This is a genomic window from Pseudomonas sp. SDO524_S393, assembly GCF_054071875.1.
In genome coordinates, this window is sequence record NZ_JBSVVZ010000051.1 from 1 (window position 1) to 23,793 (window position 23,793).

The following is a 23,793-nucleotide window of genomic DNA, read 5'->3' on the forward strand; positions in this document are numbered from 1 at the left end:
GCGTCGCCTCGGTGTGACTGATACACCGAGTCGTCCGCATCGCAGGCAAGCCAGCTCCCACATGGATTTGGGTACGCCTGAACATCGTCTTTGCATTTTTTTCACACGCCATCCGGATAATCGTCAGCCTTTAGCGCGCGGGCCCTGTGTTCCTGTGCTTTACCTAACGTGAACCCCCGGAAAAAGCGCCCAATGGCCGTGCCCCTGCCTACTATCACTCCCAAACCGCGATCCCGCTTTGCCCTGCGCTGGTACTCCTGGCTCCTGCTGGTCGGGGCGATTGTGTATGGCGTCGCCTGGGCCATGCACTGGGATGATCGTGGCGCGCTTTGGGTGCTGGAGCGTTTCGAGTCGCCGACCGAGCGCCAGGCCAGTGTCTGGCTGCCGGACTACCATGCCGTGATCGACGCCAAGTTGCTGCCGGGCATGGAGAAGGACGAAGCCTCGGACGTTGCCTACAACCCCCAAACCAAGACCCTGTTTTCCGTCATGGGCAAAAACCCGTTCCTGGTCGAGCTGAGCCTGCAAGGCGATGTGCTGCGCAAGATGCCGCTCAATGGCTGGAACAACCCGGAAGGCCTGACGGTACTGGAAAACGGCTTGATGGCCGTGGTCGATGAGCGCCAACACAGCCTGACCATCGTCAAGGTCGATGCCGCCACCACCCAGTTGAGCAAGGCTGACTTCCCCAGTTATGACCTGGGTCCATCCAAGGACCAGAACAAAGCGTTCGAAGCCATCACCTGGGACCCGCGCAACCAGCAGATCATCTTGGGTGAGGAGCGCCCTCCAGCGCTGTTCACCTGGAAAAGCGATGGCAGCCAGACCCTGAATGGCGACAAACAGAAGCTGGCCAGCACCGAGCTGGACATGCGCAACCTGTCGGCGCTGGCCATCGACCCACGTACCGGCCACTTGCTTGCATTGTCCGCCGATTCCCACCTGTTGCTGGAGCTGGATGAAAAGGGTGAACAGGTCAGCTTCATGACGCTGCTGGGCGGTTTCAACGGGCTGAAGAACACCATTCCCCGGGCCGAAGGGGTGACCATGGACGAAAACGGAACGCTGTACGTGCTTAGCGAGCCGAATCTGTTCTATCGTTTCGAGAAGCAGCGATAACACCCCGATTACGTCGGATAAGTCTCTATAAACGGCAGTCGCCAGACATCAAGGTGCGTTTAAGTTTAAATTCAGAGAAGCGTGATATTTATTCGCCACTTTTGACTTTGAGCCCGCCCCGATGCGCCGATTCGCCCGCCCCAAACCGATATTCCTGATGCTCGCGCTGATCGCCCTGATCGGCGCCGGGGCTGTTGCGCAGCACTTTCGCCTGTTCGAGCGCGTCTGGTTCAACTGGCAAGTGTGGCGCAAACCAGCGGATGAGCGCTCGATCGGTCTGGCGGATTACCGGGTGGCGCTGGAAGCCCAGGTGATCGACGGGCTCGACGACGATGTCTCGGCGCTGACCTTCGACCCGGTGCGCAAAAGCCTGTTTACCGTCACCAATAAAAACGCCGAACTGATCGAGCTGTCCCTTGAAGGCAAGATCCTGCGGCGCATTCCGCTGGTGGGTTTCGGCGATGCCGAGGCGGTGGAGTTCATCAGTGAGAACATTTATGTGATCAGCGATGAGCGTCAGCAGCGGCTGATCAAGGTGCACGTGGATGACGACACCCAGTTTCTCGATGCCGCCGACGCGGAACAGATGACCCTGGGCGTGCACGTCGGCGGCAACAAGGGGTTTGAAGGGCTGGCCTACGATTCGGTGGGCAAGCGCCTGTTTGTGGCGAAAGAGCGCGACCCGATGCTGATCTATGAAGTGCATGGTTTTCCCCACTTCAAGGCGGAAAAAACCTACTCGGTACACGTGATCAATAATCCCAGGCGCGACGCCGGGCTGTTCGTGCGGGACCTCTCGAGCCTGCAATACGACGAGCGCAGCGGCCATTTACTGGCACTGTCCGATGAGTCGTTTCTGGTGCTGGAGCTCGATATCGACGGTCGCCCCTTGAGCAGTCTGTCTCTGCTCAAGGGGCGCCATGGCCTGACAAAGCGGGTGCCGCAGGCCGAGGGGATCGCCATGGATGACGACGGTACGCTGTACCTCGTCAGCGAGCCGAACCTGTTCTATGTCTTCAAGAAAACCATCCCTGAAGTACCGAAGTAACGCATCAGGCCTTGAGGGTTTTGACGCCTTCGGAAGTGCCCAGCAGCAGAACGTCGGCAGGGCGCGCCGCGAACAGGCCATTGGTGACCACGCCAACGATCGCATTGATCTGGGTCTCAAGGGCGACCGGATCGGTGATCTGCAGGTTGAACACATCGAGGATGATGTTGCCGTTGTCGGTCAGCACGCCTTCGCGATACACCGGGTCGCCGCCCAGTTTCACCAGTTCGCGGGCCACGTGGCTGCGAGCCATCGGGATCACTTCCACCGGCAGTGGGAAGGCGCCGAGCACCGGCACCAGCTTGCTGGCGTCGGCGATGCAGATGAAGGTCTTGGCCACGGCGGCGACGATCTTCTCGCGGGTCAGCGCTGCGCCGCCGCCCTTGATCAGGTTCAGGCGGGCGTCGCTTTCATCGGCGCCGTCGACGTAGAACTCCAGGTCGCTCACGGTATTGAGCTCGTACACCGGAATGCCATGGCCCTTGAGACGGGCAGCGGTGGCTTCGGAACTGGCCACTGCGCCATCGAGCGCGCCTTTGTGCAGGGCCAGTGCATCGATAAAGCAGTTGGCGGTGGAGCCGGTGCCGACGCCGACGATGCTCTTGTCGTCGAGTTTGGGAAGGATTAAATCGACGGCGGCCTGGGCCACTGCCTGTTTGAGTTGATCCTGGGTCATGCGGGCTCCGGAACGGGCGGGGAGTTATCGAGGGCGGCGAGTATAACCCAACAAAACCTCGGGATTCGTGTGGTCGCCCGGCCAAAAGCCGGGTTAGACTCCTTGGCCCTGCCAAACCGTGAAAGTAGAAGCCCGCCGATGCTTGAACACTACGTCAAAAAGATCCTCACCTCGCGCGTCTATGACGTCGCCGTAGAAACCCCGCTGCAGAGCGCCCGTCAGCTCTCCGAGCGGCTGGGCAACCAGATCTGGCTCAAGCGTGAAGACTTGCAGCCGGTGTTCTCGTTCAAGATTCGCGGCGCCTACAACAAGCTCACCCAGTTGAGCGACGCCGAGCGTGCACGTGGCGTGGTGACGGCCTCGGCGGGCAACCATGCCCAGGGCCTGGCCCTGGCGGCCAAGGTGCTGGGGGTCAAGGCCACGATCGTGATGCCCAAGACCACCCCGGAGATCAAGGTCGAAGGCGTGCGCTCCCGTGGCGGCAAAGTAGTGCTGCACGGTGATTCGTTCCCGGAAGCCCTGGCCTATTCGTTGAAGCTGGTCGACGAAAAAGGCTACGTCTATATCCACCCCTACGATGATCCGCACACCATTGCCGGGCAGGGCACCGTGGCCATGGAAATCCTGCGCCAGCACCCGGGGCCGCTGGATGCGATCTTCGTACCGGTGGGCGGCGGCGGGCTGATCGCCGGTATTGCGGCGTACGTGAAATACCTGCGCCCGGAAATCAAGATCATCGGCGTCGAGCCGGACGACTCCAACTGCCTGCAAGCTGCGCTGGCCGCTGGCGAGCGCGTGGTGTTGCCGACCGTCGGGATCTTTGCCGATGGCGTGGCAGTGGCACAGATCGGCCAGCACACCTTCGATATCTGCAAGGAATATGTCGACGAAGTGATCACCGTGAGCACCGATGAAATCTGTGCCGCGATCAAGGATATCTACGACGACACCCGGTCCATCACCGAGCCGGCAGGCGCGCTGGGTGTGGCCGGGATCAAGAAGTACGTGGAAACCCGTGGCGTCAGCGGGCAGACCCTGGTGGCCATCGATTCCGGCGCCAACGTCAACTTCGACCGTCTGCGCCATGTGGCCGAGCGCGCCGAGCTGGGTGAGGGTCGCGAAGCCATCATCGCCGTGACCATCCCCGAAAAGCCCGGCAGCTTCAAGGCGTTTTGCGAGGCCGTGGGCAAGCGCCAGATCACCGAATTCAACTACCGCTACCACTCCGGCAGCGAAGCGCACATCTTCGTTGGCGTGCAGACTCACCCGGAAAACGATCCGCGCAGCGCGCTGATCGCCAGTCTGACTGACCAGGGGTTCCCGGTGCTGGACTTGACCGAGAACGAGTTGGCCAAGTTGCACATCCGCCATATGGTCGGCGGGCATGCGGCCCAGGTCAGCGATGAAGTGGTATTCCGTTTCGAATTCCCCGAGCGTCCGGGCGCCTTGTTCAACTTTCTTAACAAATTGGGCGGGCGCTGGAACATCTCGATGTTCCACTATCGCAACCACGGCGCAGCCGATGGCCGTGTGGTCGCGGGTCTGCAAGTACCGGCGAGCGAACGTCACCTGGTGCCGGCGGCCCTCGAAGCCATTGGCTACCCGTATTGGGATGAAAGCGATAACCCGGCCTACAAACTGTTCCTCGGTTGAGCGACTACGCTGATTGGGGCGACCTTTAAGGAATAGGACACATGGAAACCCTGACCACCCTGAAAGTGATCCACATCGCGGCCACCGCGTTGCTGTTGCTCAGCGGCCTGGGCCTGGCGCTGCTGGCCTGGCGCAAGCGCAGCGCCGGCCCGGCGGTGACCGTGCAGCGCCCGTGGGCGTTCGTATGGTTGTTGATGGGCATTTGCGTGGTGAGCATGCCGTTCACCGGTTGGTGGCTGGTGCACCTGATCGGCTGGCCGCTGGGGCAGACCTGGATCCTGGGCTCCAGCATCCTTTACACCGTGGCGGCGCTGGCCTGGTTCTGGCTGGTGGCTCGCCTCAATCGCCTGCGCAAGGGCGAGGGTGGCAGTCTGAATTTCACCTTGGTGCTGGCGGTGGTCAGCCTGGTGGGCTTCGTGGCGATTGCCGGGTTGATGGGCGCCAAGCCGGTTTAAGGCTTAAGGCCGAGTCGCCTTCATCGCAGGCAAGCCAGCTCCCACCTTGGGATGCGTTCCCCTGTGGGAGCTGGCTTGCCTGCGATAGCGCACTCAACTGCGCAGCGAAATCACCGGCCAGCCACGTTTCTCGGCTTCAGCCCGCAGATTCGGGTCCGGATCCACCGCCACCGCATGGGTCACTTGCTCCAACAGCGGCAGGTCATTCATCGAATCGCTATAGAAATAGCTGTCTTCCAGGCTATGCCCGGTCTCTTCCAGCCAACGGTTCAGGCGTGTCACCTTGCCTTCGCGAAAGCACGGCACGTCGGTGCTGCGCCCGGTATAACGGCCATTTTCCATCTCGCACTCGGTGGCGATCAGGGTTTCCACGCCCAGGCGCGTGGCAATCGGTGCAGTGACGAAACGGTTGGTGGCGGTGATGATCACCAGCTTGTCACCGGCGGCGCGGTGTTTGGCGAGCAATTCGGCGGCCTTGGGCAGCATCAGGGCGTCGATGCAGTCGCGCATGAAGTCGTTGTGCCACTCATCCAACTGGGCCATCTCGGTGCGGCCGAGGATTTCCAGGCTGAAGTTCAGGTAGGCGGCGTTGTCCAGCTTGCCGGCCAGGTAGTCCTGGTAGAACTCGTCGTTGCGAGCCTTGTAGGCCACCGGGTCGAGAATCCCCCGTTCACACAGGTAATCGCCCCACGCGTGATCGCTGTCACCGCCGAGAAGGGTGTTGTCCAAGTCGAATAAAGCCAGGCGCATTGCAGTTACTCGCTGAAAAGTCTGTAAAAAGGCGTCCAGAATACGGTCTTTTCACAAGAGTGCACATAAGGTAAGAAGCCTCGTTGCCGCTTGATCAACCTTTGTGGAACAATGCGGCGACATGCGTTTGCGAGGTTGTTGCCGTGATCGACCCCGATGGTTTCCGTCCTAATGTCGGGATTATTCTTACGAATGATGCCGGACAGGTGCTATGGGCTCGCCGAATCAACCAAGATGCCTGGCAGTTTCCCCAGGGTGGAATCAACCCCGACGAAACCCCTGAAGACGCCTTGTACCGTGAGTTGAACGAAGAAGTCGGCCTTGAGCGTGAAGATGTACAAATTCTGGCCTGTACCCGAGGTTGGTTGCGCTATCGTTTGCCGCAACGGCTGGTGCGTACCCACAGCCAACCGCTGTGCATCGGCCAAAAGCAGAAATGGTTTCTCCTGCGGCTGATCTCCAACGAGCAGCGGGTGCGGATGGACCTGACCGGTAAACCGGAATTCGATGGCTGGCGCTGGGTCAGCTATTGGTACCCGCTGGGCCAGGTGGTGACATTCAAGCGCGAGGTTTATCGTCGCGCTCTCAAAGAGCTTGCCCCGCGCCTTTTAGCGCGCGACTGACGACGGAGTTCGACCCCGAGCCATGCTCAATACGCTGCGCAAGATCGTCCAGGAAGTTAACTCCGCCAAGGATCTCAAGGCGGCGTTGGGGATTATTGTGTTGCGCGTCAAGGAAGCCATGGGCAGCCAGGTCTGCTCGGTTTACCTGCTGGACCCCGAGACCAACCGTTTTGTGCTGATGGCCACCGAGGGCTTGAACAAGCGCTCCATCGGCAAGGTCAGCATGGCGCCCAATGAAGGTCTGGTGGGCCTGGTGGGGACGCGTGAAGAACCCCTGAACCTTGAACACGCCGCCGATCACCCGCGTTATCGCTACTTTGCCGAAACCGGCGAAGAGCGTTACGCCTCGTTCCTCGGCGCGCCGATCATCCATCACCGTCGTGTCGTCGGTGTATTGGTCATCCAGCAAAAAGAACGCCGCCAGTTCGACGAAGGTGAAGAAGCCTTCCTCGTGACCATGAGCGCACAGCTCGCCGGCGTTATCGCCCACGCCGAAGCCACCGGCTCGATTCGCGGCCTGAATCGCCAGGGCAAGGGTATCCAGGAAGCCAAGTTCGTCGGTGTGCCGGGTTCGCCGGGTGCAGCGGTGGGTACCGCCGTGGTCATGCTGCCGCCGGCTGATCTGGACGTGGTGCCGGACAAGACCGTCGATGACATCGACGCTGAAATCAAACTGTTCAAGACCGCCCTGGAAGGGGTGCGCGCCGACATGCGCAACCTGTCGACCAAGCTGGCCACCCAGCTGCGCCCCGAAGAGCGTGCGTTGTTCGACGTGTACCAGATGATGCTCGACGACGCATCCCTGGGGAACGAAGTCAAAACCGTGATCAAGACCGGCCAGTGGGCTCAGGGCGCGCTGCGCCAAGTGGTCACCGATCACGTCAATCGCTTTGAAATGATGGATGACGATTACCTGCGCGAGCGGGCCTCGGACGTGCGCGACCTCGGTCGCCGGCTGTTGGCCTACCTGCAGGAAGATCGCACCACCAACATGGTTTTCCCCGACAACACCATTCTGGTCAGTGAAGAACTGACCGCCACCCAGCTCGGTGAAGTGCCGGAAGGCAAGCTGGTGGGCCTGGTGTCGGTACTCGGTTCGGGTAACTCCCACGTCGCGATCCTGGCCCGGGCCATGGGCATTCCGACGGTGATGGGTCTGGTGGACCTGCCGTATGCCAAGGTCGACGGCATCGACATGATCGTCGACGGCCATCGCGGTGAAGTCTTCACCAACCCCAGCGATGTACTGCGCAAGCAATACGGCGAGGTGGTGGAAGAAGAGAAACAACTGGCGCAGGGCCTCGATTCGTTGCGCGAACTGCCGTGTGTGACCACCGATGGCCATCGTGTGCCGCTGCTGGTCAACACCGGTCTTCTGGCCGACGTGGCCCGTGCGCAACAGCGCGGCGCCGAGGGCGTGGGGCTGTACCGTACCGAAGTGCCGTTCATGATCAACCAGCGCTTTCCGAGCGAGAAGGAGCAGTTGGCGATCTATCGCGAGCAACTGCAAGCCTTCCACCCGTTGCCGGTGACCATGCGCAGCCTGGACATCGGCGGTGACAAGTCGCTGTCGTATTTCCCGATCAAGGAAGACAACCCGTTCCTGGGCTGGCGCGGCATTCGCGTGACCCTCGACCACCCGGAAATCTTCCTGGTGCAGACTCGCGCCATGCTCAAGGCCAGCGAAGGGCTGAACAACCTGCGCATCCTGCTGCCGATGATCTCCGGCACCCACGAGCTGGAAGAAGCCTTGCACCTGATCCACCGCGCCTGGGGCGAAGTGCGTGACGAAGGCGCCGACGTGCCGATGCCGCCGATTGGCGTGATGATCGAAATTCCGGCGGCGGTGTACCAGGCCAAGGAACTGGCGCGGCAGGTGGACTTCCTGTCGGTGGGTTCCAACGACCTGACCCAGTACCTGCTGGCCGTGGATCGCAACAACCCACGGGTCGCCGACCTCTACGACTATCTGCACCCGGCGGTGCTGCAAGCCCTGCAACATGTGGTGCGCGAGGCCCATGCCGAAGGCAAGCCGGTGAGCATCTGCGGTGAAATGGCCGGCGATCCGGCAGCCGCGGTGCTGTTGATGGCGATGGGCTTTGACAGCCTGTCGATGAACGCCACCAACTTGCCTAAAGTGAAATGGATGCTGCGCCAGGTCGGACTGGGCATGGCCAAGGAGTTGCTGGAAGAGTTGATGACTATCGACAATCCGCAAGTTATCCACAGCTCGCTGCAACTGGCGCTGAAAAACCTGGGGCTGACGCGGATGATCAACCCGGCCTCTGCCAAAACCCTCTGACTTCAGAGGTGGGTGTAGTGAGCGGGCTTGCCCCGCGCTGGGCTGCGGAGCGGCCCTAATACAAGCGCCGCATGCTTTCAGACAGAGCCGGTTGGCGGGTTTTGGGGCGGCTTCGCCACCCAGCGCGGGGCAAGCCCGCTCACCACAAAATCGCTCCTATAGGGTGAGTTCTACTTCGCCGAGTCGTCCACCCTGCGGTCCGAAACTGCGCTCCACCATGCGCCGCGTCCCATCCGCATTCACAATCAGCACCGTGCTCGCCCTTGTCCCGTAACTCTGGCTGGCGATAAACACGCTCGACAGCAGGCTCTCCGTCGCCAACCCCACTCCGGTATCCGGCAGCTCTGCAAAGGGCGCCGTCTGCGGGTCACTCAATATCGCCAGCAACACTTCCGGCTGCGGGTCATTCAACACATCGCTCAATGCTGCGCGAGCCTTGAGCAGCTTCGGCCAGGGCGTGTCCAGCCCGGCATTGGACAACCCATAAATGCCCGCCGCCAACCGCGTCGGTTCTGTGTGATGCGCGTTGTAGTGCCACAGCTCATCCTGCGTGCCCACCAGCAGGTTAAACCCGGCATATTCGATCGAACGACCGTTAACGTCCGCCAAATATTGCTCAACAGGCTGCGAACCGCTGAGAAAGCGCGCGACCAGTTCACCCCGCGACTTGCGCGCCGGCGGCTGGTGCGGGTCGCGAATATTGGTCAGCGCTGCAAAGCGCCCCTCGGTATTGACCCCCAGCCAGGTGCCGCCGGCTTCCTGATCGCGCCCGGCGTATACCCCGGGCGCATCCTGCCACTGGGCCAGCGGCAGGCTGGGGCGAGCGTAGAATTCATCGCGGTTGGCCGCGACGATCAGCGGTTGGGCGTGGCCCGGCCGCCAGGCAAAGACAATCAGGCACATCAGGTGATTCCCGTTTGTGTTTTCGGCCACTCTACCCACACCGGTGCGCACGTTCCATCGTCTCCAGTTGGGTTGCATGCCTTCCATCCGTTAACATGCCGGTCTGTGTCTGGGGGCTCCCATGGAATTTGTGCTGTATTTGCTGCTGGGCGCCTGCGCGGGCGTGCTCGCCGGGCTGTTCGGCGTGGGCGGCGGGATCATCATCGTGCCGGTGCTGGTGTTCAGTTTCACCTTGCAAGGTTTCGACCCACAGGTCCTGACCCACCTGGCGGTCGGCACGTCCCTGGCGACGATCATTTTTACCTCGGTCAATGCCGTGCGTGAGCACCACCGACGCGGCGCGGTGCGTTGGCCGATCTTCGTGTGGATGACCGTGGGCATCCTGATCGGCGCCGGTTTTGGTGCGCTGACCGCCGAGGCGATTTCCGGCCCGCACCTGCAGAAGATCATTGGTGTGTTTGCGCTGCTGGTGGCCGTGCAACTGGCGCTGGAGGTCAAGCCCAAGGCCAGCCGGACCGTGCCGGGCAAGGCCGGGTTGACCCTGGCCGGCACGCTGATCGGCTGGGCCTCGGCGATTTTCGGGATTGGCGGCGGTTCGTTGACCGTGCCTTTCCTGACCTGGCGCAGCGTGCCGATGCAGCAGGCCGTGGCCACCTCATCGGCCTGTGGCCTGCCGATTGCGGTGGCCAGTGCATTAAGTTTCATGATTCTGGGCTGGCATGACCCGCTGTTGCCCGCTCATAGTCTAGGGTTCGTGTATTTGCCGGCCCTGGTGGGCATTGCCCTGACCAGCATGGTGTTCGCCCGTTTCGGCGCACGGCTGGCGCACCGGTTGTCACCGCGTTTGCTCAAGCGGCTGTTCGCCGGCCTGCTGTTCTGTGTCGGTTTGAATTTTCTGTTGTAACGAAGGCTTAATCGCGCCCGGGCATGGTCCGCTCGCCTAACGAATGATTTAACGAGGAGTCGCAATGCTGCCTTACCCGCAGATCGACCCGGTGGCCCTGGCCATCGGTCCGCTGAAAATCCACTGGTACGGGTTGATGTACCTGATCGGCATCGGCGGTGCCTGGCTGCTGGCTTCCCGGCGCCTGAACCGCTTCGATCCGACCTGGACCAAGGAGAAGCTCTCCGACATGGTGTTCTGGTTGTCGATGGGGGTGATTGTCGGCGGGCGCCTGGGGTATGTGCTGTTCTACGATCTGTCCGCGTATATCGCCAACCCGACGCTGATCTTCGAAGTGTGGAAAGGCGGCATGGCGTTCCACGGTGGTTTCATCGGCGTGATGATCGCCGCATGGTGGTTCGGGCGGCGCAATGGCAAGTCGTTCTTTCAACTGATGGACTTCGTCGCGCCGATGGTGCCGATCGGCCTGGGCGCCGGGCGCATCGGCAACTTCATCAACGCCGAGCTGTGGGGCAAACCGACCGACGTGCCGTGGGCCATGGTGTTCCCGCCGTTCAGCGACCCGGCGCAATTGCCGCGCCACCCGTCGCAGCTTTACCAATTCGCATTGGAAGGCGTTGCGCTGTTCCTTATCCTCTACATCTTCTCGCGCAAGCCACGCCCGACCATGGCCGTGTCCGGCATGTTCGCGCTGTTCTATGGCATCTTCCGTTTCATCGTCGAGTTCGTCCGCGTGCCGGATGCACAGCTGGGCTACCTGGCGTTCGGTTGGGTGACCATGGGTCAGATCCTCAGCCTGCCGATGATCCTGGGCGGCCTGGGCCTGCTGTGGTGGGCGTACAATCGCCCGCAGCCCTTGAAGAACGCCGCGCTTTAAATTCGAATGCCGGGGCTCTTCCTTGCAGGGATGAGCCTCCTTGGCTTCAACGATACGGGTACCCAAATGAAGCAATATCTCGAACTGCTGAACGACGTCGTGACCAATGGATTGACCAAGGGCGATCGCACCGGCACCGGCACCAAGGCCGTGTTCGCCCGTCAGTTTCGGCATAACCTGGCCGACGGCTTCCCGCTGCTGACCACCAAGAAGCTTCACTTCAAAAGTATCGCCAATGAACTGATCTGGATGTTGAGTGGCAACACCAATATCCAGTGGCTCAATGAGAACGGCGTGCGCATCTGGGATGAATGGGCCACCGAAGAAGGTGACCTGGGTCCGGTGTACGGCGAGCAGTGGACCGCCTGGCCGACCAAGGACGGCGGCAAGATCAACCAGATTGACTACATGGTCGAGACGTTGAAGACCAACCCCAACAGCCGGCGGATCCTGTTCCACGGTTGGAACGTCGAATACCTGCCGGACGAGACCAAGAGCCCCCAGCAGAACGCGCTCGACGGCAAGCAAGCGCTGCCGCCATGCCATTTGCTGTACCAGGCATTCGTGCATGACCGGCACCTGTCGATGCAGCTGTATATCCGCAGCTCCGACGTCTTCCTCGGCCTGCCGTACAACACCGCGGCGCTGGCCCTGTTGACCCACATGCTGGCGCAGCAGTGCGACCTGATCCCCCACGAGATCATCGTCACCACTGGCGACACCCACGCGTACAGCAACCACATGGAACAGATCCAGACCCAGCTGGCACGCACGCCGAAGAAACTGCCGGAACTGGTGATCAAGCGCAAACCCGCGTCGATCTACGACTACAGGTTCGAAGACTTCGAAATCGTCGGTTACGACGCCGACCCCAGCATCAAGGCCGACGTCGCCATCTGATCGCTAGACGCAGGTGTAGCCCGCATCCGCATTGATGATCGAGCCTGTCAGCAGGCTCGAGGCATCGGAGGCGAGGAACTGCACCAGCGACGCCACTTCATGGGGTTGCCCCATGCGCCCGGCGGGGGTCATGTCCAGCCAGCGCTGAATCAACCCCGGCTGGCTTTCCAGCCCATGCAGCAACGGCGTTTCGATATACGTCGGCGCCACCGCATTCACCCGCACCCCACGGGTGGCCCACTCCACCGCCAAAGACTTGGTCAGTTGATGCACCCCGGCTTTGGACGCGTTGTAGTGACATTGCGGCTGCGGCACATTCACCACCTGCCCGGACATCGACCCGATATTGATCACCGACCCGCGCCCGGCTTCCAGCATGCGCCGACCAAAACCCCGGCAAGTACGAAACACACCGGTCAGGTTGACGGTGACCACCTTGTCCCCTTCCTCGTCAGTCATCTCCTCGGCAGGCGTGTTGGTGACGATGCCGGCGTTGCATACCAGAATGTCCAGCGGCGGCAGCGACGTGGCCAATGCATTGATCGCGGTGCTGTTCGTTACATCCAACGCTTCTGCGCGCGCGACATAACCTTTCTCGACCAACTTCTGTGCAGTCGCCAAGGCTCGGGCATGCAAGATATCGGTGCAAATCACCTCAGCCCCGGTCGCCGCCAAAGCCTCGGCAATCGCCGCCCCAATACCCTGACCAGCCCCCGTCACCAGCGCCAGCTTGCCGTTCAGCGCCTGTTTTTCCGAATAATTCATCCCGCATCCCTCACACAAATGAAAGCCAGCCACGCACACGCTTTTGATCTGCTTTTGCTTTGCTTTTGATCTTGATTCTGGGCGCCCCGTCAACCACGCTGGCCGAAATTCGATATTGATTTGGGGGGTAAACCGGCAGGGATGCCGGTTTAGCCGCCCCGCGCCATGGATGGCGCGTGGCGGCGGCCCCCCAAATCAATGTCGGGTTACGGGCACACCGAGCCTAAGCGAGGTGCCGAGTGGTGGGGCAAGAGCGTTTTGGTTACTTTTGCGCTGTTCAAAAGTGACCCGCTGTAAGAGCGGAACCAATAGAGGCCGTTACCCCAATAACGGATATGTACCTAGACAAATCGCCATCGCAGGCAAGCCAGCTCCCACATTTCGAATGCGGTGAGCCAGGCAAATCCCGAACGCCCTCATCAAGTCAGTGCACAACGCAACGCTTCACCACGCAAGCCGCGCAACGCTTCCTCACTGGCCAACCGCTGCAACGCATCCACCGACGCATCGGAAAAAAACGCCGCATGGGGCGACACCCACAAATGCGGCGCACTGCGCAACGGCGAATCCCCCGGCAATGGCTCCTTCTCAAACACATCCAGTCCCGCGCCCGACAACTGCCCGTTGACCAACGCCTGGGCCAGCGCCGTTTCATCGATCAATCCGCCACGGGAACAGTTGATGAGGATCGCGCCCCTGGGCATCTTCGCGATGGCGTCCGCGTTGATCACGTGGCGCGTCTCGGGCGTCAGCGGTACATGCAGCGACAGCACATTGGCACAGGCAATCACCTCGGCCTGCGACATCGGCTCGATCCCCGACTCCCGCGCCTGCTGGTTGGTGACATACGGGTCATAACCCACCAGCGTGCAGCCGAACGCCGACATGCGCGCAGCAAACGCGCGGGCAATGCGCCCCAGGCCGATCAGGCCCACGGTGGTGTCACGCAGGGAGCGCACGCCGTCGACCATCTGCGCGATCTTCCACTCGCCGTTGCGAATGCCGCTACCGTAGTGATCGAGCTTGCGCGCCAGGGCCAGGGTCATCGCGGCGGCGTGATCGGCCACCTCTTCGACGCCATAGTCCGGCACGTTGCACACCCGAATTCCCAGCACTTTGGCGGCGGCCAGGTCGACGTTGTCCACACCGACGCCGTAACGCACCACCACCGCTCCCGGCGCCATGGCGGCCATCACGCGGTGGGTCATGGGCGCGAAATTATTGAGCACCGCATGGGCGCCGCGCACGGCGTCCAGGGTTTCGTCTTCGCTGCGGCACTGATGTTCAGAGAATTGCGCGCCGACCAATGCGGCGGCGGCCTGTTCATGGCGTGTGTTGCCGAACGCCTGGTCGGTCACGACGAACTTCTGGCTCATAGCAGCCCCCGTTTTGCCAGGTTGCGCATCAGCGCGCGGGTACCGTAGGTCCAAGGCGCGGCTTCGTCGGAGTACACGACGGTGTTGCGCAGGGTGCCCAGCAGCGGCGTGGAGATTTCCACCAGGTCGCCGGCCTTGTGGGTAAAGCCCGAGCCCTTTTTCTCGCGGTCCTGGGTCGGCGCGAACATGGTGCCGAGGAACAGCATGAACCCGTCCGGGTATTGGTGCGAAGCGTTGCGCGTCTGCTTGACCAGCTCAGCCGGTTTGCGGCTGATCTCGGCCATGTTCGAACCGCCGGACATCTCAAAACCGTCGAGGCCGCTGACGGACAGGGTCAGGGTCGCGTTCTCAATGTCGGCAAGGGTGAAGTGTTCATCGAACAGGCGAATGAACGGGCCGATGGAGCACGACGCATTGTTGTCCTTGGCCTTGCCCAGCAGCAGCGCGGAGCGGCCTTCCACATCGCGCAGGTTCACGTCGTTGCCGAGGGTGGCGCCGCGAATATTGCCGTGGCCGTCCACCGCCAGCACCACTTCGGGTTCCGGGTTGTTCCATTCGGAGATGCGATTGATGCCCACCTGCGCGCCGTAACCGACCGCCGCCATGGGCTGGGATTTGGTGAATACCTCGGCATCCGGGCCGATGCCCACTTCCAGGTATTGCGACCACAGGCCCTCGGCAATCAGCGCGGCCTTGATCTCGGCAGCCTTGGCCGAACCGGCCTGCACATTGGACAGGCTGTCGCCGATCAGAGAACCGATCAACGCGCGCAGTTCATTGGCGCGGCCAGGATCGCCGGCGGTGCGTTCGTCGATCACGCGCTCGACCATGCTTCTGGCAAAGGTCACGCCGCAGGCTTTCAGCGCCTGGAAGTCGCACGGCGCCAGCAGGCAAGGGCGGTCCGAGTGATAGCCCATCTCGGAGGGTTCAAGGATCAGGTCGGCCAGGTCGCCCACCCGTTCACCGGTCAGGGTGTCGAAGCGCTCGGCAGGGTTGTTGTCGAGAAAGTCGGCCATGGAGACCACGGACGGGGTCACGTCGATCAGCACGTTTTCCCGCAGGATCACCACGCTGGGACCCTTGCCGGGAAGCCAGACCCGGCCGACCAATTTGGCGTGCTTGAGTGAGATGGGCAGCATGAGGGTGGTCCTTTATTGTTTGATATCTAGTAATGCTACGTTTCGATTTTGAGCACGGTCAAGCGATCTCGCATGAAAGAAATCGTACTTTTCGCGATAAAAAGTGCTTTTTTAGACTATTTTGCTGAAAAATAAGGCGAAAAATAAGTGTTTCAACCGTCTGTGGACGTTTTTGGTGCAAAGCGTCTCAGCATGAAATTTCGCCAGGCTATTGCAAAAAGCTAGCAATACTATATTTTCGAATTAAGCGAGTGGTTCAACCGCCAAGACAGGTGACGGAGCAGTTCAATGCATAACAATAATTTGCCCTCCGATTCGATTGCCGCGCTGGAAGGCGCCTTGTTTATCAACGGTCAGTTCCGTCAGGGTGCCGGTGCACGGTTGCCGGTGGAGAACCCGGCGACGGGTGAAGTCCTGGGGCATATCGCCGCCGCCACCCCCGCAGAAATCAACGAAGCGGTGGCTGCCGCGCGCCGTGCGTTTCTGGTCTGGTCCCGTGAATTGCCCAAGACCCGCGCCACCGCCTTGCACCGCCTGGGCGATTTGATCGCCGCCGATGCGCAGAACATGGCGCACGTGATGACCGCCGAGCAGGGCAAGCCGGTCAATGAAGCGCGCGGCGAAGTACTCAAGCTCGCCGAGGCGTGCCACTTCTATGCCGAAGAAGCCACCCGCGTGCACGGCGAAATCGTGCCCAACGACCAGCCGGGTTTCCAGAGCCTGGTGGTGCGCGAACCGGTTGGCGTAGTGGCCGCGATCACGCCCTGGAACTACCCGGCGGAACTGGTGGGCTGGAAGCTCTGCGCGAGCCTGGCGTCCGGTTGCACCATCGTGATCAAACCCGCTGAACTGACCCCTTACACCGCCCTGGCCATCGCGCAGAAATGCCTGGAAGCCGGGATTCCTGCCGGGGTGGTCAACGTACTGACCGGCAAGGGGTCCCAGGTTGGCCAGGCGTTGGTGGAGCACCCCGATGTCAGCAAGGTTGCCTTCACCGGCTCCAGCGCCGTGGGCTTGCATATCCAGCGCAGTTGCCCGCAGGTCAAGCGCCTGTCCCTGGAACTGGGCGGCAACTGCCCGATGGTGGTGACCGCCAGCGCCGACGTGGCGGCAGCCGTCAAAGGCGCCACACGGCGCAGCTTTCGCAATTGCGGGCAGATCTGCATCGCGATCAACCGCATCTATGTGCACCGCTCGATCTACGACGAGTTCGTTACTCAACTGGGCGCCGCCGCCGACGCACTGACCGTGCGCAATGGCCTGGAAAACCCTGGCGCCGACCTGGGCGCGATGGCTTCCGCCGAGCCGCTGAATAAAACCCGTGATCACCTGGAAGATGCACTGGCCAAAGGCGCACGCCTGGTGGCCGGCGGCAAGGCACCGCAAGGTGAGGAATTTGCCCGTGGGCATTTCTTCCGGCCCACGGTGGTCGCCGATTGCACCCACCAGATGCTCGTGATGAGCGAAGAAACCTTCGGCCCGCTGGTCGGGGTCGCGCCTTTCGATACCCTGGCCGAAGCCGTGCAATTGGCCAACGACACGCCCTACGGCCTGGCCTCGTACGTGTATGCCCGCGACCTAGTGGATATCCACACCCTGTCGGCGCAGCTCGACTACGGCAACGTCGCCATCAACAACGTCGACGCCGGCATCATGAATGCGCCCTACGGTGGCCGCAAACAGAGTGGCGTGGGTTACGAACACGGGCGTGAAGGGTTGCTGGAGTACTTCAACTTCAAGCATGTGCGCTTGCACCATGGCGTCGGGAATTGAGCCATGCAGGCCCTTATTGGTATCGACATCGGCACCTCCGGGTGCAAGGCGTTGCTGCTCGACGTGCAAGGCGCGGTGATTGCCGCCGACACGGCGACCTATCCGCTGTCCCAACCCCGGCCCGGCTGGACCGAGCAAGACCCTGAACTGTGGATCGAAGGCGCGCGCCGTGCGATCGCCGGCGTACTGGCCAAGGCGCCGGGCGTGGAGTTGCTCGCCGTGGGCCTGTCCGGGCAGATGCACGGGCTGGTGCCGCTGGACGCCGCGCATAACGTGCTGCGCCCGGCGATCCTGTGGAACGACCAGCGCAACGCCGCCGAGTGCGAGTGGGCCACCCAGGCCGCCGGTGGCCTCGACGGTCTGCTGGCCGCCACCGACAACCGCCTGCTGGTGGGCTACACCGGCGGCAAGATCCTGTGGATGCAACGCCATGAACCGGCGCTGTTCGCCCGCCTGGCCACGGTACTCAACCCCAAGGATTACTTGCGCCTGCGCCTGACCGGCGAAGTCGCCAGCGAAGTCTCCGACGCGTCGGGCACCGGCCTGTTCAATGTGCGTTCGCGGCAATGGGCGACCGGGCTGATCGAGACCCTGGGCATTGACCCGGCGGTGTTGCCGCCGGTGTTCGAATCCCAGGTGATTTCCGGTCGCGTCAGCGCAAGCGGTGCCCATCTGTTCGGCTTGCCCCAAGGCACGCCGGTGGCGGGCGGCGGTGGAGATTCGGTGATCCAGACCATCGGCTCCGGCGTGATCGCGCCGGGCGAATTGCAGACCACCATCGGCACCGCCGGCATCCTCGCCGCCGCGCTGGACACGCCCCGGGACAACCCCGACGGTCGCCTGCAAGTGTTCTGCAACGTGGCGGCGGACAAATGGCATTGCATGGGCGTGTCGCTGAATGCCGGCGGTTCGATGAACTGGTTCCGCGACGCCCTGTGCGCGGGCGTGTCCTTCGACCAGATCGTCGCCGAAGCCGCCGACAGCCCGCCCGGTGCCCATGGGCTGTTGTTTCTGCCGTACCTCAACGGCGAGCGCTGCCCCTACCCGGACCCGGTCCTGCGTGCGGCCTTTATCGGCCTGAGCGGTCGCCATCAACGTGGCGACATGGCCCGCGCGGTCATGGAGGGCTCGGTGTATGCCCTGGCCGACATGTACGCTTTGATGCGCCCGCTGGGCATCACCGGCCAGGTGATCAAGGCGTCCGGTGGCGGTGCCCGTTCAGTGCTGTGGCGGCAATTGCAGGCGGATATTTTTGGCTGTGACGTGGTGACCACCGAAGGCGCGGCCGAGGGGGCCGCGTTCGGTGCGGCGCTGGTGGCCGGGTTGGCGGTGAATGTCTGGACTGACGCGGCCAGCGCGGCGGCCAGTTGCCGAGCCATCACCCGCCAGGCGCCCGATGGCGCCACCGCCGAGGTGCACACCCAGGCCCATCGCATTTATCGCTCTTTGTATCCGACGCTCCGGGACACCTTTGTCGAGCTCGGTGCCCCTCTTTTCGATTAGGAGTCTTTTCATGGCCGTCTACAACGCGCTGATTTTCGATCTCGACGGGACGCTCATCGACAGCGCTTCCGATATCGCGAAGGCCCTGAATGTCGGCTTCATGCTGAACGGCTGGCCCGAACTCGACCCGGATCATGTGGAGACCTTCCTTGGCAACGGGCCTCGGCGCCTGATCGTCGACATCCTCGAAGACCTCGGCATCGCCTATGACGAAGCCCAGGTGCAGCAGGCGTTCGAAGGTTATTTGCGCGCCTACATGGATGACCCGGCCGGGCGCACGCGGTTTTATCCCCATGTGCGCGAAGACCTGATGGCGCTGCGCGAGGCCGGGATTCGCCTGGGCATCTGCACCAACAAAAACCACGCGGTCACCGGCAAGGTGCTGGCGCAATTGGGGTTGGCGGACTTGTTCGATGCGGCCATCGGCGCCGACGCGGTGCCGGCCTGCAAGCCCGATCCCGGTCACTTGCTCGCGGTCGCCGAGGCCATGGCGCTGGCGGATGACACCTGGGCTTATGTGGGCGACACCCGCGTCGACCAGCAAACCGCACGCGCCGCCGGCGTGGCGTTTTTTGTGGTGCCGTGGGGCGGTGGCCCGCTGGTGGAGATTTCCCCGGAGCAGCGCTTGAACCGTTTGGCTGATCTGTTACAACGCAGCCCACCAATCGCCAAGGAGCGGATATGAGCGACAGTTTGCTGCAACGCATTATTGATGAAAGCAAGAACATGCACCGCGCCGAGCGCCGGGTGGCGAATTTCGTCTCCACCTCGCCTTCGAAAGTGCTGCAAATGAGCATGGCGAAACTCTCGGAAACCTGTTCGGTGAGCGATCCGACGGTGATGCGTTTTTGCCGGCGCTTCGGCTTCGAGAGTTACCAGGAATTGAAACTGCACCTGGTGCAGAGCCTGGTGCCGTCGGCGCCGTTTGCCTACGAGCAGATCATCCCCGATGACAGTATCGACAACATTGTGCGCAAGACCTGCCGCAATTCGTTGAATGCGATCCAGCGTTTGGAAGAAGACCTCAAGCCCGAAACCGTCGCCGAAGCCGCGCGGCTGTTGCAGGCCGCCAGCTGGGTGGGCATCTACGCCACCGGCATTTCGGTGGTCAACGCGCTGGACGCCGAGCACAAGTTCCAGCGCCTGGGCATGCGTTGCCAGGCCCTGCTCGGTGGCAAGCGCCAGGAGATGCACGCCGAAGGCGCGCGCAGCGATGAAGTGGCGCTGATCTTCTCGCAGTCGGGCCACACCCGGCAGATGGTCGACATGGCGATTGCCGCGCGCAAGGCCGGGGCCAAAGTGGTGTCCATCGCCGCCGATGACAGCCCGCTGGCCAAGGTCTCCGACGTGCTGATCGCGGTAAAGCCCTACGAACACACCGAGTTGATGACGCCATTGGCGTCACGGCTCAACCACCACCTGGTCACCAACATGCTGGTGGCGGCGATCGCCATCGCCAGCGGCAGTCAGTTCCCCGATCAACTGACCGCCCTCGATTCCTGGCGTACCGACAAAATTTAACCCCGATCCGTGGAGCAGGTAATGAGTAATCAACAGAACGAAGCCAAGAAGGTCGCCGCCCGCCGGGTGATCGAGGAGTTCGTGCGCGATGGCATGAAGCTGGGCCTGGGCTCCGGCACCACCTCGCATTTCTTCGTACGTGAGCTGGGCAAGCACGTGGCCAACGGCTTGAAACTGACCTGCACCACCACCTCGCGTTCCACCAACGATGTGGCGCGGGAAGTCGGCATCGAGATCACCGACCCCAACGAGATCGGGGAAATCGACCTGACCGTCGACGGCCCGGACGAGATCGACCACCACTTCAACATGATCAAGGGCGGTGGCGCTTGCCTGTTGTGGGAAAAGATCGTCGCCCACGCCTCCAAACGCATGATCTGCGTGACCGACGAAACCAAGATCGTCGACAGCCTTGGCGCCTTCCCGCTGCCGGTGGAAGTGGTGCAGTTCGGCTGGAAGCAGACCGAGCGCCAGGTGCGCCGCGTGCTGGGCGAACACGGCATCAACGACGCGCGGATCATCCGCCGCGAACGCAACGGCGAGACCGTGGTGACCGACAGCGGCAACTTCATTCTCGATTGCCATTGCGGCCCGGTGATCACCCACCCGGCGCCGCTGGAAATCGAACTCAACCGGATCCCCGGCGTGGTGGAAAACGGCCTGTTCACCCGCGAAGCGGCGGGCATGGTGGTGGGCTGTTTCGATGGGAGTTCCTACGTACGGATGCGCTGACGGCATCCGGGTTTCAAGCAAGGCTGGGTGCGTGAAAGAAGGCGAAAGGCGTATTAAACCTACAATAATAAGTCGGAGATACTTCCATGAAAAAAGTCGATCTATCCAACGTAAGCCGCCGTAGTGTGCTGGCGGGCGGTGTTGTCCTGGGACTGGGCGCGATGCTCGGGCGCAGCGCGTTTGCCGCGACACCCTTGTCCATTGCCTACTCCAACAAGAGTCTGGACTACTACTTCTTCGTGATTCAGGAAGAGTCGGTCAAGCGCGCCGTGCAGGCCCTGGCCGGCAAGTTCCAGGCGACCAACGCCAGCTTCGACACCACCACCCAGCTGGGCCAATGGCAAAGCCTGATGCTGTCCCAGCCGTCGGCGATCATCTCCGACCCCATCGACAGCCAGGCCATCGTTTCGGCCATCAAGCGCTATAACCAGCGCAAGATCCCGGTAGGCATCATCGACACCCCGGCGGACGGCGGCGACGTGGCGATCACCGTGAGCTTCGACAACTTCAAGGGCGGCGTGATGGCCGCTGAAGAAATCGTCAAACGCCTGGTGGCCAAATACGGCAGCCCCAAAGGCACCGTGCTCAACTGCTTCGGTGCCTTGGCCTCGGTGGCCTGGCGCCTGCGCAAAGAGGGCATGGACTCGGTGTTCGCCAAATACCCCGAGATCAAATACCTCGCGCGCCCCACCGAAGGCCAGTTGGACAAAATGCAGTCGGTCACCCTGTCGACCCTCTCGGAATTCCCTGACCTGGACGCCGTGCACGCGCCGTCGGACTCGCCTTCACGGGGCATCGCCGCCGCGCTGAAGCAGAAAGACCGCTGGAAGAAAGTCGGCGAGAAAGGCCACGTGATCTTTATCAACATCGACGGCGAGCCGGTGGCGCTGGACTGGATCAAGGAAGGCTACATGGACGGCTGCGTGTCCCAGGACCCGGTCGCCTACGGCCAGATCGCCGTGGAAATGATCACCAAACACGCCCTCAAGGGCGAAGCCGTGCCGCTGGGCACCTACCAGAACAAGGATTACTTCTGGGAAACCGGCGAGATCGTGCAGGGCAAGACCGGCCCGGCGCTGATCATTCCGGCGTTCATGATCACCCCCGAAAACGCCGACGACAAACGCCACTGGGGCTACGTCGCGGAGAAGGTGTGGGGTGTGCCCTCGAAGTGATGGTCCGTCGCGCAGCGTGACAGGCTGGCGCGATGTTTATCCGACTAGGTGATGGTGAGAACAATAAAATGACCTTACACCCAACGCCCGACGACACGATCCTGAGCATCGAGAACGTCGCCAAAAGCTACGGCCCGGTCCGCGCCCTGCGCGGTGTGTCCACGCAGATCCGCCGCGGCTCCATTCACGGGCTGCTGGGGGAAAACGGCGCGGGCAAATCCACGCTGGTGGGGATCATCTCCGGCCAGGTCATCCCGACCTCCGGGCAGATCCTGATGAACGGGCAACCGCTCAAGCAGGTGGACGTCAAGGCGATGGAGCAGGCCGGGGTGTTCCTGGTAACCCAGGAGCCGATGATCATCGGCAACCTGACCGCCGCCGAGAACCTGATGCTGGGTATCTGGCCGACCCGCAACGGCTTCGTCGACTGGAAGCAGTTGAACGCCGACGCGGCACGCATGCTCGACGGTTCCGGCATCGACCCCACGGCCCTGGCCGGGCAGTTGGACGCCGTGGCGCGGCGCAAGCTGAACATCCTGCGGGCGATGTTTTCCGGGGGCAAGGTCATCATTCTGGACGAGCCGACGGCTTCGCTGACCGTGGTGGATCGCCGGCAGTTGTTCGACTTCATGCTGCGCCTGAAAGGCGAGGGCGTGACCTTCATTTTCATCTCCCACTACAACGACGAGATCCTCGAAATCTGCGACGCCGTCACGGTGCTGCGCGACGGCAGCCTGGCAGGCACGCGCTCGGATATCACCGGGCTGACTTCCGAACAACTCACCGAACTGGTGATCGGCCATGGCGTGGAGCTGTTCCAGCGCGAGCGCCGCGATCACAGCGGCAAGGCGCCGGCGATTTCCCTGCGCGGTGTGCGCGGCAAGTGGCTGGCGCTGGACAGCCTGGATATCGCGCCGGGTGAGGTGGTGGGTTTTACCGGCCTGCCGGGCGCCGGGGCGAAAGAGATGGCGCGGGCGATCTTCGGCCTGCACCCGGCGTTGGGCACCCTGTCCATCGGCGGCGAAGGCATGCGGCCTTTGCCGCGCTCGCCCAATGCGGCGTTCGAGGCCGGTATTGCGTACCTCTCCGACGACCGGCGCAAGGACGGCGCGGTGGGGCAAATGTCGATCGGCAGCAATATCGCCATGTCATCCCTGGGCGTGCGTACCCGGTTGGGTTTTATCGACAGCGAGGCCGAAGCCTCGGTGATCGACCACTATTTTGCGGCCATGGGCGTCAAGTCGCCCAACCCGGATTACGCGGTGAACACCCTCAGCGGCGGCAATCAGCAAAAAGTCTGCCTGGGCCGGGTGCTGGCCACCCAGCCGCGCCTGTTGATGGTGGACGAGCCGACCCGGGGCATCGACATGGGCGTCAAGCAGGACGTCTTGCGCATCATCGACGAACTCAGCGATGCCGGCGTGGCCGTGATCATCGTGTCCAGCGACACCGATGAACTGGTGCGCGCGGTGGACCGGGTGTGCATTTTCGACCAGGGCGCGATCAAGGAAACATTGACGGGGGCGGACATCTCCGTCGAGCGCATCCGCGCATCGGTACAAGGATCCAGCAGTTGAATAAGAAAAAGAGTGGAGACAC

General features: G+C 62.2%; 22 protein-coding genes. 16 read left to right on the forward strand and 6 right to left on the reverse strand.

Annotation, left to right across the window (positions count from 1 at the left end; translation table 11 throughout):
• The first annotated feature begins 192 nt into the window (after positions 1 to 192).
• Both ACW9IB_RS20635 and ACW9IB_RS20640 read left to right on the forward strand, forming a co-directional pair.
• Complete coding sequence (locus ACW9IB_RS20635) at positions 193 to 1,119, forward strand: SdiA-regulated domain-containing protein (RefSeq protein ID WP_457415258.1); 927 nt, start codon at positions 193 to 195, stop codon at positions 1,117 to 1,119.
• Between the two features lie 121 nt (positions 1,120 to 1,240).
• The gene (locus ACW9IB_RS20640; protein ID WP_457415260.1) at positions 1,241 to 2,167 is read left to right on the forward strand and encodes an SdiA-regulated domain-containing protein; all 927 of its coding nucleotides are present in this window, start codon (positions 1,241 to 1,243) and stop codon (positions 2,165 to 2,167) included.
• 4 nt (positions 2,168 to 2,171) lie between these two features.
• Here ACW9IB_RS20640 and rpiA (ACW9IB_RS20645) read toward each other — a convergent pair whose 3' ends face one another.
• Positions 2,172 to 2,843, reverse strand: coding sequence for a ribose-5-phosphate isomerase RpiA (gene rpiA, locus ACW9IB_RS20645; protein WP_457415263.1), 672 nt, complete (start codon positions 2,841 to 2,843; stop codon positions 2,172 to 2,174).
• A 108-nt stretch (positions 2,844 to 2,951) separates the two neighbouring features.
• Between rpiA (ACW9IB_RS20645) and ilvA the strand changes: the two genes are divergently transcribed.
• Together ilvA and ACW9IB_RS20655 are read left to right on the forward strand one after the other, a co-directional pair.
• Positions 2,952 to 4,496 carry a threonine ammonia-lyase, biosynthetic gene (gene ilvA, locus ACW9IB_RS20650; protein ID WP_457368463.1) on the forward strand — a complete coding sequence of 515 codons (1,545 nt, stop codon included), beginning with the start codon at positions 2,952 to 2,954 and terminating at the stop codon, positions 4,494 to 4,496.
• A gap of 41 nt (positions 4,497 to 4,537) precedes the next feature.
• Positions 4,538 to 4,951, forward strand: coding sequence for a DUF2269 family protein (locus ACW9IB_RS20655; protein ID WP_457368459.1), 414 nt, complete (start codon positions 4,538 to 4,540; stop codon positions 4,949 to 4,951).
• 93 nt (positions 4,952 to 5,044) lie between these two features.
• Here the strand turns inward: ACW9IB_RS20655 and ACW9IB_RS20660 are convergent, their stop codons facing one another.
• Positions 5,045 to 5,701: a histidinol-phosphatase gene (locus tag ACW9IB_RS20660; protein WP_457415265.1), complete on the reverse strand. Its 657-nt coding sequence runs from the start codon at positions 5,699 to 5,701 to the stop codon at positions 5,045 to 5,047.
• Between the two features lie 143 nt (positions 5,702 to 5,844).
• On the opposite strand from ACW9IB_RS20660, the gene ACW9IB_RS20665 reads away from it, so the two are divergent.
• A complete protein-coding gene (locus tag ACW9IB_RS20665; protein ID WP_003176750.1) occupies positions 5,845 to 6,324 on the forward strand; it encodes an RNA pyrophosphohydrolase in 480 nt (159 codons plus the stop codon).
• Between the two features lie 22 nt (positions 6,325 to 6,346).
• Positions 6,347 to 8,626 (forward strand): phosphoenolpyruvate--protein phosphotransferase, encoded by a 2,280-nt coding sequence (gene ptsP / locus ACW9IB_RS20670; RefSeq protein WP_457368457.1) that lies wholly within the window; start codon positions 6,347 to 6,349, stop codon positions 8,624 to 8,626.
• A 156-nt stretch (positions 8,627 to 8,782) separates the two neighbouring features.
• On the opposite strand, the gene ACW9IB_RS20675 is transcribed toward ptsP, so the two are convergent.
• Positions 8,783 to 9,529, reverse strand: a complete 747-nt coding sequence (locus tag ACW9IB_RS20675) for an NRDE family protein (RefSeq protein WP_457415267.1) — start codon at positions 9,527 to 9,529, stop codon at positions 8,783 to 8,785.
• Between the two features lie 121 nt (positions 9,530 to 9,650).
• On the opposite strand from ACW9IB_RS20675, the gene ACW9IB_RS20680 reads away from it, so the two are divergent.
• From ACW9IB_RS20680 to ACW9IB_RS20690, 3 genes are all read left to right on the forward strand, one after another.
• Positions 9,651 to 10,433, forward strand: a complete 783-nt coding sequence (locus ACW9IB_RS20680; protein WP_457368455.1) for a sulfite exporter TauE/SafE family protein — start codon at positions 9,651 to 9,653, stop codon at positions 10,431 to 10,433.
• Positions 10,434 to 10,497: 64 nt separating this feature from the next.
• Positions 10,498 to 11,310: a prolipoprotein diacylglyceryl transferase gene (gene lgt, locus ACW9IB_RS20685; protein WP_457368454.1), complete on the forward strand. Its 813-nt coding sequence runs from the start codon at positions 10,498 to 10,500 to the stop codon at positions 11,308 to 11,310.
• 66 nt (positions 11,311 to 11,376) lie between these two features.
• Positions 11,377 to 12,210 carry a thymidylate synthase gene (locus ACW9IB_RS20690; RefSeq protein ID WP_457368453.1) on the forward strand — a complete coding sequence of 278 codons (834 nt, stop codon included), beginning with the start codon at positions 11,377 to 11,379 and terminating at the stop codon, positions 12,208 to 12,210.
• Positions 12,211 to 12,213: 3 nt separating this feature from the next.
• Here ACW9IB_RS20690 and ACW9IB_RS20695 read toward each other — a convergent pair whose 3' ends face one another.
• The 3 genes from ACW9IB_RS20695 to ACW9IB_RS20705 all read right to left on the reverse strand — a co-directional run bounded on the left by ACW9IB_RS20695 (position 12,214) and on the right by ACW9IB_RS20705 (position 15,490).
• Positions 12,214 to 12,975 (reverse strand): SDR family NAD(P)-dependent oxidoreductase, encoded by a 762-nt coding sequence (locus ACW9IB_RS20695; protein WP_457415270.1) that lies wholly within the window; start codon positions 12,973 to 12,975, stop codon positions 12,214 to 12,216.
• Between the two features lie 419 nt (positions 12,976 to 13,394).
• Entirely contained in the window at positions 13,395 to 14,351 is a 957-nt protein-coding gene (locus tag ACW9IB_RS20700; RefSeq protein ID WP_457415272.1) for a C-terminal binding protein, read from the reverse strand.
• Positions 14,348 to 15,490 carry a fumarylacetoacetate hydrolase family protein gene (locus ACW9IB_RS20705; protein WP_457368450.1) on the reverse strand — a complete coding sequence of 381 codons (1,143 nt, stop codon included), beginning with the start codon at positions 15,488 to 15,490 and terminating at the stop codon, positions 14,348 to 14,350. The genes ACW9IB_RS20700 and ACW9IB_RS20705 overlap by 4 nt, the downstream gene beginning before the upstream one ends.
• A 288-nt stretch (positions 15,491 to 15,778) precedes the next feature.
• On the opposite strand from ACW9IB_RS20705, the gene ACW9IB_RS20710 reads away from it, so the two are divergent.
• From ACW9IB_RS20710 to ACW9IB_RS20740, 7 genes are all read left to right on the forward strand, one after another.
• On the forward strand, positions 15,779 to 17,263 hold the full coding sequence (locus ACW9IB_RS20710; RefSeq protein ID WP_457415275.1) for an aldehyde dehydrogenase family protein: 1,485 nt from the start codon (positions 15,779 to 15,781) through the stop codon (positions 17,261 to 17,263).
• A 3-nt stretch (positions 17,264 to 17,266) separates the two neighbouring features.
• Entirely contained in the window at positions 17,267 to 18,766 is a 1,500-nt protein-coding gene (gene xylB, locus ACW9IB_RS20715) for a xylulokinase (RefSeq protein WP_457415277.1), read from the forward strand.
• Between the two features lie 10 nt (positions 18,767 to 18,776).
• Entirely contained in the window at positions 18,777 to 19,451 is a 675-nt protein-coding gene (locus ACW9IB_RS20720; RefSeq protein WP_457415280.1) for an HAD family hydrolase, read from the forward strand.
• Complete coding sequence (locus tag ACW9IB_RS20725) at positions 19,448 to 20,287, forward strand: MurR/RpiR family transcriptional regulator (protein WP_457415283.1); 840 nt, start codon at positions 19,448 to 19,450, stop codon at positions 20,285 to 20,287. The genes ACW9IB_RS20720 and ACW9IB_RS20725 overlap by 4 nt, the downstream gene beginning before the upstream one ends.
• Before the next feature lie 21 nt (positions 20,288 to 20,308).
• Positions 20,309 to 21,019, forward strand: coding sequence for a ribose 5-phosphate isomerase A (gene rpiA, locus ACW9IB_RS20730; RefSeq protein ID WP_457415285.1), 711 nt, complete (start codon positions 20,309 to 20,311; stop codon positions 21,017 to 21,019).
• An 86-nt stretch (positions 21,020 to 21,105) separates the two neighbouring features.
• Positions 21,106 to 22,194 (forward strand): sugar ABC transporter substrate-binding protein, encoded by a 1,089-nt coding sequence (locus ACW9IB_RS20735; RefSeq protein WP_457368444.1) that lies wholly within the window; start codon positions 21,106 to 21,108, stop codon positions 22,192 to 22,194.
• Positions 22,195 to 22,262: 68 nt separating this feature from the next.
• Positions 22,263 to 23,771 carry a sugar ABC transporter ATP-binding protein gene (locus ACW9IB_RS20740; protein WP_457368443.1) on the forward strand — a complete coding sequence of 503 codons (1,509 nt, stop codon included), beginning with the start codon at positions 22,263 to 22,265 and terminating at the stop codon, positions 23,769 to 23,771.
• Positions 23,772 to 23,793 lie beyond the last annotated feature (22 nt).

Bases quoted from the DNA above. Each gene is read 5' to 3' on its own strand.
- ACW9IB_RS20720 (WP_457415280.1), top strand. From the start codon at position 18,777: ATGGCCGTCTACAACGCGCTGATTTTCGATCTCGACGGGACGCTCATC.
- ACW9IB_RS20705 (WP_457368450.1), bottom strand. From the start codon at position 15,490: ATGCTGCCCATCTCACTCAAGCACGCCAAATTGGTCGGCCGGGTCTGG.
- ptsP (WP_457368457.1), top strand. From the start codon at position 6,347: ATGCTCAATACGCTGCGCAAGATCGTCCAGGAAGTTAACTCCGCCAAG.
- ACW9IB_RS20640 (WP_457415260.1), top strand. From the start codon at position 1,241: ATGCGCCGATTCGCCCGCCCCAAACCGATATTCCTGATGCTCGCGCTG.
- ACW9IB_RS20675 (WP_457415267.1), bottom strand. From the start codon at position 9,529: ATGTGCCTGATTGTCTTTGCCTGGCGGCCGGGCCACGCCCAACCGCTG.
- ACW9IB_RS20735 (WP_457368444.1), top strand. From the start codon at position 21,106: ATGAAAAAAGTCGATCTATCCAACGTAAGCCGCCGTAGTGTGCTGGCG.
- ACW9IB_RS20700 (WP_457415272.1), bottom strand. From the start codon at position 14,351: ATGAGCCAGAAGTTCGTCGTGACCGACCAGGCGTTCGGCAACACACGC.
- rpiA (WP_457415263.1), bottom strand. From the start codon at position 2,843: ATGACCCAGGATCAACTCAAACAGGCAGTGGCCCAGGCCGCCGTCGAT.
- ACW9IB_RS20655 (WP_457368459.1), top strand. From the start codon at position 4,538: ATGGAAACCCTGACCACCCTGAAAGTGATCCACATCGCGGCCACCGCG.
- ACW9IB_RS20740 (WP_457368443.1), top strand. From the start codon at position 22,263: ATGACCTTACACCCAACGCCCGACGACACGATCCTGAGCATCGAGAAC.
- ACW9IB_RS20690 (WP_457368453.1), top strand. From the start codon at position 11,377: ATGAAGCAATATCTCGAACTGCTGAACGACGTCGTGACCAATGGATTG.
- ACW9IB_RS20680 (WP_457368455.1), top strand. From the start codon at position 9,651: ATGGAATTTGTGCTGTATTTGCTGCTGGGCGCCTGCGCGGGCGTGCTC.
- ACW9IB_RS20660 (WP_457415265.1), bottom strand. From the start codon at position 5,701: ATGCGCCTGGCTTTATTCGACTTGGACAACACCCTTCTCGGCGGTGAC.
- xylB (WP_457415277.1), top strand. From the start codon at position 17,267: ATGCAGGCCCTTATTGGTATCGACATCGGCACCTCCGGGTGCAAGGCG.
- ACW9IB_RS20725 (WP_457415283.1), top strand. From the start codon at position 19,448: ATGAGCGACAGTTTGCTGCAACGCATTATTGATGAAAGCAAGAACATG.
- ACW9IB_RS20710 (WP_457415275.1), top strand. From the start codon at position 15,779: ATGCATAACAATAATTTGCCCTCCGATTCGATTGCCGCGCTGGAAGGC.
- rpiA (WP_457415285.1), top strand. From the start codon at position 20,309: ATGAGTAATCAACAGAACGAAGCCAAGAAGGTCGCCGCCCGCCGGGTG.
- ACW9IB_RS20695 (WP_457415270.1), bottom strand. From the start codon at position 12,975: ATGAATTATTCGGAAAAACAGGCGCTGAACGGCAAGCTGGCGCTGGTG.
- ACW9IB_RS20635 (WP_457415258.1), top strand. From the start codon at position 193: ATGGCCGTGCCCCTGCCTACTATCACTCCCAAACCGCGATCCCGCTTT.
- lgt (WP_457368454.1), top strand. From the start codon at position 10,498: ATGCTGCCTTACCCGCAGATCGACCCGGTGGCCCTGGCCATCGGTCCG.